At 52.0% G+C, this 8971-nt stretch carries 10 protein-coding genes and 1 tRNA gene; 8 read left to right on the forward strand and 3 right to left on the reverse strand.

The features are described 5' to 3' along the window. The first annotated feature begins 102 nt into the window (after positions 1-102). Positions 103-1020: a hypothetical protein gene (locus tag VNA68_03435; protein ID HVE81157.1), complete on the forward strand. Its 918-nt coding sequence runs from the start codon at positions 103-105 to the stop codon at positions 1018-1020. 93 nt (positions 1021-1113) lie between these two features. Here VNA68_03435 and VNA68_03440 read toward each other — a convergent pair whose 3' ends face one another. After that, a complete protein-coding gene (locus VNA68_03440; protein ID HVE81158.1) occupies positions 1114-1425 on the reverse strand; it encodes a hypothetical protein in 312 nt (103 codons plus the stop codon). Between the two features lie 143 nt (positions 1426-1568). Then, positions 1569-1643: transfer RNA gene (locus VNA68_03445), tRNA-Glu, on the reverse strand. Positions 1644-1754: 111 nt separating this feature from the next. Between VNA68_03445 and VNA68_03450 the strand changes: the two genes are divergently transcribed. The 7 genes from VNA68_03450 (at position 1755) to dprA (ending at position 8685) form a co-directional block, all read left to right on the forward strand. After that, on the forward strand, positions 1755-3491 hold the full coding sequence (locus tag VNA68_03450) for an ATP-binding protein (protein HVE81159.1): 1737 nt from the start codon (positions 1755-1757) through the stop codon (positions 3489-3491). Positions 3492-3541: 50 nt separating this feature from the next. Then, positions 3542-3952, forward strand: coding sequence for a response regulator (locus VNA68_03455; GenBank protein HVE81160.1), 411 nt, complete (start codon positions 3542-3544; stop codon positions 3950-3952). Between the two features lie 57 nt (positions 3953-4009). Further along, positions 4010-4918, forward strand: coding sequence for a serine hydrolase (locus VNA68_03460; GenBank protein ID HVE81161.1), 909 nt, complete (start codon positions 4010-4012; stop codon positions 4916-4918). Next, the gene (gene der, locus VNA68_03465) at positions 4909-6225 is read left to right on the forward strand and encodes a ribosome biogenesis GTPase Der (GenBank protein ID HVE81162.1); all 1317 of its coding nucleotides are present in this window, start codon (positions 4909-4911) and stop codon (positions 6223-6225) included. The genes VNA68_03460 and der overlap by 10 nt, the downstream gene beginning before the upstream one ends. Then, positions 6222-6788, forward strand: coding sequence for an aminoacyl-tRNA hydrolase (gene pth / locus VNA68_03470; GenBank protein HVE81163.1), 567 nt, complete (start codon positions 6222-6224; stop codon positions 6786-6788). Before der ends, pth begins: the two co-directional genes overlap by 4 nt. Next, positions 6785-7378: a class I SAM-dependent methyltransferase gene (locus VNA68_03475; GenBank protein HVE81164.1), complete on the forward strand. Its 594-nt coding sequence runs from the start codon at positions 6785-6787 to the stop codon at positions 7376-7378. Before pth ends, VNA68_03475 begins: the two co-directional genes overlap by 4 nt. 452 nt (positions 7379-7830) lie before the next feature. Then, positions 7831-8685 carry a DNA-processing protein DprA gene (gene dprA, locus VNA68_03480; GenBank protein HVE81165.1) on the forward strand — a complete coding sequence of 285 codons (855 nt, stop codon included), beginning with the start codon at positions 7831-7833 and terminating at the stop codon, positions 8683-8685. 76 nt (positions 8686-8761) lie between these two features. On the opposite strand, the gene VNA68_03485 is transcribed toward dprA, so the two are convergent. Further along, on the reverse strand, positions 8762-8971 hold a 210-nt coding region (locus tag VNA68_03485; protein HVE81166.1), incomplete at its 5' end, for a hypothetical protein.

The raw sequence follows: 8971 nt of genomic DNA on the forward strand, positions 1-8971 counted from the left end.
TTGTTACAAAATAATACTGTGGATAACCCTTAGTTTTTATTTGACTGTACATCTGCAACATTGTATTATTACGCCCACGAAATTCTACCAAGGTGGTTAATCGTGTTCCTTATAATTTTCGGTGCGGTAGCGGCCACAATAGTTGTTCTAATTATTGTGGCTTTGCGGCGCTATCGGCGGGCTGAGAACAAGAGATTCGCTGAGCACTGTCGCGAGGTAGAGGCTAACCGCAGCAAGCTTCAGAATCTCATAGCACGCACCCTGGCTGACGACAGGGAGGCCGGCCAGGAGCTCACCAAGCAGCTGTATGGCTTCAAATACGAGTGGGAGAGATTTGCGCGTGACCATGGCGATGTAGAGCAGTATTATGCCGCCTGCGCGTACTACTGGGCAGCTGTCGATTATGACAATTGGCAGCCGAAGATGGCCGAGTGCCTGGCCATATTCAAATCCGGGGCCAGCCACAAAAAGCGAGTCGCAGCAGCCTTTGAACTGCTCGATGGCCATGAGAAGATAAAGCCTCCGACTGCTGGTCGGCTGGCAGAGGAGTATGGTATAGATTCAGACCTGCTCAGCGTATCTATACCCGAGTTCATTCATGGCCATTACGAGCGGCTGCTAGAGAGCGCCCGGGCCGGAACGAACGTCTACGGCGAACTGTACACGCTGATCATACATACGAGGGCCCCCGGCTATGAGGGGAGGAGGTTTCGGGACCTGCCTAGGCTGGAATTCCCTGAAGACTGGACGAAACTAACGGCGCAGCACAACGCCAATCCCAACCTGTCTGATTTTGCTACCGAGCCGAAGTCAGGCGATCTTCCTAATGGAAGAGTTCGCCTTATGGCGGCCGAGGCCCTGCGGGATCGCGACATGGTCAAAGCCAAGCTAGCTCTGGCCTACTGCAACGCGAGCGAGTATCGGCGCGATGAAGCCGGCCACTTAGCCGGGCATTTGGCGCTGATGGTCGCCAAGATGGAGAAGCATCAAGAAGCACCAGCGCTCGCTACAAGCGAGTAGCACAAGGGGCTGGGTTTAATTACCTAGCCCCTTAAAATTGCCAAAAGAAAAAGCCCCCTCACAAAGACGATTGTCATGCGAAAGGGCTTAATGCTATGTGACGACTTGAGCTGCTTCTTGGTTTAGCTCTTGGGCTACATACTTCGCTGTCTCACCGGTGGCTGAAATACGATCCTGAGCAGACTCGACGACCTTGTTTTCTTTCCGGTCGAACACAACCTGCTTACCGCCCAGCATCTTTGGTATATAGCGCTGGGGAATAGGCGAGTCGAGCAGACGTTCTATGGTAGCACTGCTCGCGTCCCTGGCACCCAAATCTCTAAGACGATTGCAGGCATTGGGCTGGCAGGTTGGGCATGGCTCGTAAACCATTCCTTCACCCAGTATATGTCCAACCTTTTTCATGTTTTGGCCATTACAATCCGGGCAGGGAAACTCGTTGTCTTGCATCGCACCTCCACATCTAGGAACAAAAGCGGCGGCCGAAGCCGCCCGTTTCAAGAGCCATATTATCACAAAACGCCGATACAATCTGTATCAGCGCTTAATGGTGACCCCACGGGGAGTCGAACCCCGGTTACCAGGATGAGAACCTGGCGTCCTAACCACTAGACGATGGGGCCGCAGCAGCGATTTGAACCAAGATACTATAGCAATTCCAGGAGCATTAGTCCAGATAGGCGTTTGCTTTTGCAACAGGTTAGGGCATAATAAAAACATAAGAGTTTTACTTCTTGCAGACACAGAGGCTTACAATCTTAACCACTCTGCAGGCGGCGGCGGGCGGCATAACGGCAATCTCAATAGCGGTTCTCTACCAAATCCGGCCCCAATTCCTGCAAGATTCACCTGCTAGTGTAGTAATAGCGGGGTTAGGTGCTGCGGCGCTTATTTACTACTTCAGCCTGCACCAGCTGCTTAAGCGAAAAGCGCAGGTGCTCTCGGCCATTATTATAAGCCTGATTTCGGCCCTAAATATTCTATTTATCACCGTAACCACCGGCGGGATAGATTCACCGTACTTTTCACTCTGGTTGTTGGCAATCGTAGTAGCCGGCTTTTTCGGCAGCGGGGCAACCTTACTAGCGCTAGGTGCAACACTCGCGTATTTCGGCTACGATTTTGCCCTGCACAATTTTAATGCCGAATATATAGTAGGCCATTTGGGTCCTCTTCTAATCATCTTGGCAACCGGAGCCATTGCCGAGTGGCTGCATATGGCTATGCGCGGGCACGCCTTGCAAAAAGAGCATTTAGGCACATTGAGCGGCAAGTTAACAGAGGCTGAGCTGAAATCAGAAGCTTTAATGAACAGCGTGGGTGAGGGGGTGCTGGTGGTAAACCACGATCGGCAGATACAATACTTCAACCCTTCAGCCGTCAAAATTACCGGCTGGGACGGCGGCTCGGCCCAGAACATCGATTACCGGCTGGTGCTAAGCCTGCATGACCAGGAAGGCAAAAAGGTAGAGGACAAAAACGATCCGTTTCTGCAATGCTGGCGAGAGAAGAAGAATATTGTACGCGACGAGCTAATAATGGAAACCAAGGGTGGTAAAAAAATTGCAGTATGGATCTCGCTTTCGCCGATTTACGACCAGCTTAAAAGAATTACCGGCGGCATTGCTCTCTTCCGCGATATCAGCGCCGAAAAGGAAGTAGAGCGCCAGCGCAACGAATTTATTTCTACCGCCTCGCATGAAATGCGCACCCCCGTAGCAGCCATAGAGGGCTACCTTTCGCTGGCTAATAATCCCAATGTGGCAACGGTAGACAAGCGGGCCAAGGAGTTTTTAGACAAAGCTTATTTGGCTACTAGGCACCTGGGCGAGCTGTTCCGCGACTTGCTATCTGTTACAAAGCTAGAAGACAGAGGTAGCATGGAGCACATTGAACCGCTCAATTTAACCCAGTTGGTAACCGAAGTCGTAGACGATATGCAGTTTAGCGCCAGAAGAAAGGCAGTCGATCTCTCGTTTGCGGCAGTTGGCGAAAGCGTCAGCGGCAAAAAGGCCGTACTGCCAGTATTTGTCGTAAGTGGCAGCCCGCAGCGCCTGCGCGAAGTGGTTATGAATTTAATAGAAAACGCCCTCAAGTTCGCACCCAAGGGCAAAGTAAAAGTAACGATTGGCGGTAATAGCGATGCCGTAACGGTCAGTGTCGCAGATACCGGCATCGGTATAGCACCAGAAGACATTCCGCATCTGTTCCAGAAATACTACCGCATAGATAATTCCGCCACCCGCACCATTGGCGGCACCGGCCTGGGTCTCTACCTCTGTCGCACTATTATAGAAATGCTAGGTGGGCATATTGGCATAGAAAGTAAATTGGGCGAAGGCACCACTATACGTTTCACCCTGCCCCGCATTAGCAGCAGCGCTCTACCTAAGAGTACTCGCTCCATTCCAGCTCCAGCTCCAGCGCCTAAGCCGACCAAGGCTAAGGTAATCGACCTTGCTAAGAAGTAATTGCGCGCAGGTTAAATAATTGTTATGCTTAAACTAAATGAAAGGTGTAAATGGCTAAAATACTGCTAGTAGAAGATGATTTCAGCCTGCGCGACATCTACAGCGCGCGTTTTACAGCCGAAGGCTTTACGGTAGTAACAGCTTCTGACGGCGAGGAGGCTCTGGCCGTAGCCGTGCGCGAGCATCCTTCAGTGATTGTACTGGATGTGATGATGCCCAAGATCAGTGGCTTTGATGTACTAGATATTCTGCGCTCCACTCCTGAAACCAAAGAAACTAAAGTAATCATGATGACAGCTCTCAGCCAAGAATCTGACCGGGAAAGAGGGGAGTCGCTGGGTGTAAACAAATACCTAGTTAAATCGCAGGTAACGCTCGAAGATGTTGTAGCAGCTGTTAAGCAATCGGTTGCCCAGCAGGGTGAAGGCCAGAACAAGCCGCAAGCCCAGCCGCCTAAATAGCTCTCACCAGGCTTACGTGCGCGTTCTCGGTTATAATTATGTTAATCTAGATGCCTGATGAGTTTTATTGCAACAGCTTTATTAGTTTTAGCTAGCACGCTAGCGCCAGTAGCCGCCTTGCCACCGGAGCTTAATCATGAGCTAGTCCAGGCCAGCGCCGGCCTGGAGGAAAAAGCCCTGCCGAGCCCAACCACTGCCACCACACCTGTGCCGGTTAAGTCGGGCACGGAGCCGCTGCAGCTTGGGGCCGCCAGTGTGTACGCTATAGACGTGCAGACCGGGCAGGCCTTATTTGGCAAGCAGCCTAACGACAAACGTGCGATCGCCTCGGTAACTAAGATGGCCACCGCTCTGGCTATTATTAAACGTCACGATCTAAAAAAGACCGTAACTATTCCGCCGCTGCCGGCCTACAAGCCAGAGGATCACATTATTGGTCTAAAGCCAGGGCAGCAGTTCACCATGGGCGATCTGCTAGCGGCCCTGCTGGTAGCCTCAGCCAATGACGCAGCCGACGCGCTGGCCATTATAGACAGCGGATCGCAGGAGGCTTTTGCCGATACCATGAATACCGTACCCAAGCAGTGGGGAGTAGAGGGCACCAACTTTAATAACCCTTCCGGACTGGTAGATGAGGGCAACTATGCCACTGCTAAATCGCTGGCGCAGATGGGCGGGCTTTTAATTCAAAACCAGACTGCCCGCAGCTTAGTAGGCACCCGCCAGCAAGCCATCTACGCTGCAAGTGGCCAGCGCTACGATCTAGCGACCACCGATCAGCTTCTGGCCGGAGGTAAGTTTAAGGGCATTAAGACCGGCTACACGCCGGCTGCCGGGCAGTGCTTTGTCGGTTTAACCGAAACCCGTGGCCATGAGGTAATTACGGTTGTTCTAGGCAGCACCGACCGCTTTGGTGAGACGGCCAAACTGGCCGGGTGGATAGAGAGGAATTACACATGGCAGTAACTCCGCTGGTAGCGATTGTAGGCCGCCCTAACGTCGGCAAATCTAGTCTGTTTAATAGATTGGTTGGCCAGCGCCAGGCTATAACCCACGAGCAAGCCGGTACCACGCGCGACCCGAATTATGGGTACGTCAGCTGGGGGAAGAAGCATTTTCTGGCAGTCGATACGGCGGGACTGCAGAAGGGTAAGGGCGAGATGGAAGCTAAGGTGCAAGACCAAGTTGCCTCAGTAGCCGACATTGCCGACCTGTTTGTAGTGGCGGTAGATGCCGGTACCATGATCACTGATGCCGATCGCCAGGCCGCAAAGCTAGCACTAAAAACCGGCAAGCCGGTGATTCTGGCTATTAATAAGATCGATACTGCAGGTGCAGGGCTGGGCGATAGCTTTAACCGCCTGGGAATCCGCGAAATGATAGAAACCTCAGCCATTCACGGTCGGGGGTCGGGCGATCTCTTGGATGCAATTTCCGCGCACCTGCCAGAAGGTCGGGCGCCAGAGCCAGAAGACAAAATCACCTTAGCACTACTTGGGCGCCCTAATGTCGGTAAATCGAGCCTGCTAAACAGCTTGGTTGGTAAGCAGAAAACAGTAGTTTCAGAAGCTGCTGGTACCACGCGCGATGTCACCAGCGCTGAGATCAAGTACCATGGCCAAACCATCGAGCTGCTCGATACGGCGGGGCTTAGGCGCCGGGGCAAGATAGAACCGGGAGTAGAAAAGTTCAGCTCGCTGCGCACCCTAGCTGCAATTGCCAGAGCCGATATTGGAGTGGTGCTAATAAATGCCACCGAGTTGTCTGTAGCCGGCGATCAGCACATAGCAGGCGACGTAGCCGAAGCCGGCAGGGGGCTGATACTAGTCGTAAACAAGTGGGATTTGCCCGAGAAAGACGACAAAACCCAAAGCCGCTATACCCGCAAACTGGTGGGCGATTTTGCATTCGTACCCTGGGCGCCTCTAGTTTATACCTCGGCCACCCAAGGGCTAAACGTTACCAAGCTATTCGAGCTGGCCGTGGATATAGGTAAGCGCCGCCAGCAGAAAATATCGACTGCTAAGCTGAATAACCTCATTCAAGAACTGGTAGCCAAACAGCCACCGGCGGGGCTCCGCGGCAAGCGCCCCAAGATCAATTACGCTACACAGATAGATACCGCACCGCCCACCTTCGCCATATTCTGCACCTATCCCGAGCTGGTCCACTTTTCCTACCAGCGCTATTTAGAAAACGGCATCCGCCAGCAGTTCGACTTTAGCGGTACACCGATTAAAATAGAGTTTAGGAATAAGAGGAAAGACGATTGAAGCTTATAGTAGGCCTCGGTAATGTGGGCGAAAAATACCAGGGTACGCGCCACAACCTTGGCTTTGAGGTAATTGATAGGTTAGCAGCCGATTTCGGTGCTACTGGTAAGTTTAAGGCCCACAGCAAGATACAAGCACAGGTATGCGAGCTTAAGGCCGAGCACGGCTGTATTCTAGTTAAACCGACCACTATGATGAATCTCAGCGGCCAGGCCGTAGGGGAGCTCATGCGCTACTACAAGGCAGACCCCGAGAGCGTCTGGGTAGTGTATGATGAGCTCGATCTGCCCTTTGGAGCCATGAGGGTAAAGCTAGGCGGCTCCAGCGCCGGCCATAACGGCGTACAATCTATTATTGAGCACATCAGTAAGAACTTTTGGCGCATCCGTCTCGGTATCGGCAACCAGCATACAGCAGACACTGCGAGCGAGAAGTTCGTACTAGATAAGTTTAATTCAGAGGAAAAGCCGCACTTGCCCAGTATTACCGAGCATGCGGCCGATCACATTGCCCGCCACCTGAAAACCGGCGAGCTTACCGAGCACTCCTATAATTTAATATGAAGCAAGAGCATCGGGCCGCCACCACCGAAGCCTACAATAAAAGCGCCCTGCCGCTAGCAAATTATTACAATACTAAATCCCGGGTGGCCGATGTAAAACTAGCTCTAAGCTACACCAAGAAGGCCGACCCGCAAGTGGTAGAGATAGGCTGCGGTAATGGCAGGGATGCTCGCGAAGTACTGAAATATACCGAAAACTACTTAGGTATGGATATCGCAGAGGAAATGATAAACCTGGCGCGCGCATCACACCCGCAGGCTAAATTCGAAGTAGCCGATATAACTGAATACGATATACCTGCCTGCGACGTCGTGTTGGCATTTGCGTCGCTCCTGCACGTCAGTCCCGCAGAACTAGAAGATATATTCAGACGACTAAGCCAGGCCATAAGCCCTGGCGGTATAGTCTTATTATCACTCAAGGAGGGCAAGGGCAGCCAATGGAAAGAAGACGAGTACGGCAAGCGGCTGTTTTATCTCTACACACCTGAATCAATCAAACCTTTAGCTAAAGGTTTTAAGACTGTTTATACCGATCATCAGCTCCTAAACGGTGTTAAGTGGTTCACGCAGATTCTGCGTAAGAAATAGGGCCGACTGCTTAATAAGTGTCGAGGGTTGAGCTTATGGATGCAGTGCAAGAAAGATCGAAGCCCGTAAGCGAGCCGTAGCGGAAACTACGGTGAGCGCGGACTGGAGATCTGACGCCGCAATGCGCCATAAGATAAAGCCGCAAAAAATAAAAACCCCACATGAGGGCTGGGCCACTGCATGTCGGGTCTTTATTAGTGGGCTCATCCGAAGATCAGCCCTATCCCACCAATACCTGCCGCCAAGGGCATTTTCGCGATCCTATGTAAATGAGAGGAACGGGTTGGAAGGACTAAACCACCTGCTTGTAACACCAAACGGAGGGTACGTTGTGGCCTCCAAGCAGGCAGGTTAGTGGATTTTCACTTTATGTACTACCCTGACTAAATCAGGACATGAGTGAGAATATAGCATAACTTGTTAAATATGTCAATGCTTTCTATACTGTAACTATGCAAATCTCTAAGCTGCTTTATGCAAAATCACAATACCCTGAGTTCTTGAGAGAGATTCCCAGCCCTCCTAAGGAGCTGTTTGTGCTTGGCAAGGTCTTAACCGATATACCTCTAGTTGCCATAGTAGGCTCACGTAAGCCCACCGCATACGGCAAACAAATTACTCATCAGCTGGCGGGGGAGTTGGCTCACGCGGGAGTTGGAGTAGTTTCGGGCTTAGCGCTAGGAATAGATGCCATAGCCCATCAGGGAGCGCTAGATGCCGGCGGCTATACAATCGCCGTACAAGCCTGCGGCTTAAATGAGATCTATCCGGCCAGCAACCGTAATCTGGGGCGCCGCATTATAGAATCTGGCGGAGCGGTTGTTAGTGAGTACCCAAAGGGCATGCCGCCGCTCAAGCAGCACTTTCCGGCCCGCAATCGTATAATCTCCGGCCTAAGCCTGGCCGTAATCGTTACCGAGGCCGATGCTTCTAGCGGTTCTCTGATTACAGCTAATTTCGCACTGGAGCAGAACAAGCTAGTGATGGCCGTACCGGGTAACATTACCAGTCTGCGCTCTGCCGGGCCGAACAACCTCATTAAAACCGGTGCCATACCTGTTACCTCTGCAGCCGATGTGCTTACGGCGCTCGATCTTAAATCGACCAAACTTAGTAAAAAGCCAGCGAGGGCCGATAGCGCGGTTGAAGCGAAGCTTATGGAGCTACTAGATAGCGGCCTGTCTAACAGCCAAGAACTTATTGAGCAATCTGGGCTAAATGCCGCCGAGTTTGCGAACGTCATTACCTTAATGGAGATTACCGGCAAAGTGCGCAACCTGGGCGCCGGCACCTGGATAAGATCGTAAAATTATAAGTAGATAAGTAGAAGCGAAAATACAAAGCCCCCAAAGAGGCTCTGCATTACTGCAGGCTCTTCGGGGGTTACCAATGCTCTAAGGCAGTACCGTGTCGGTCCATGATGCAGCCGCGACCAGGGCCGAAGAATATATCGAGAGCCCACGAGAGCGTGTGGTGACGCTTTGTAAACCACGCTTCGATAATTCGGCGCATCTCGTCGCGGGCTTCAAGCTGCTGCTCCTCACTAAGACCAGATTCGGTTAGCAAAAGGTGCACCCAAACGTCGGGAGCGTG

Source organism: Candidatus Dormiibacterota bacterium, from assembly GCA_035536395.1.
Classification (GTDB): domain Bacteria; phylum Patescibacteriota; class Saccharimonadia; order UBA4664; family DATLOE01; genus DATLOE01.

Coding starts and splice junctions, on each gene's coding strand:
- VNA68_03455 (HVE81160.1), top strand. CDS start 3,542: ATGGCTAAAATACTGCTAGTAGAAGATGATTTCAGCCTGCGCGACATC.
- VNA68_03460 (HVE81161.1), top strand. CDS start 4,010: ATGAGTTTTATTGCAACAGCTTTATTAGTTTTAGCTAGCACGCTAGCG.
- dprA (HVE81165.1), top strand. CDS start 7,831: ATGCAAATCTCTAAGCTGCTTTATGCAAAATCACAATACCCTGAGTTC.
- der (HVE81162.1), top strand. CDS start 4,909: ATGGCAGTAACTCCGCTGGTAGCGATTGTAGGCCGCCCTAACGTCGGC.
- VNA68_03475 (HVE81164.1), top strand. CDS start 6,785: ATGAAGCAAGAGCATCGGGCCGCCACCACCGAAGCCTACAATAAAAGC.
- VNA68_03440 (HVE81158.1), bottom strand. CDS start 1,425: ATGAAAAAGGTTGGACATATACTGGGTGAAGGAATGGTTTACGAGCCA.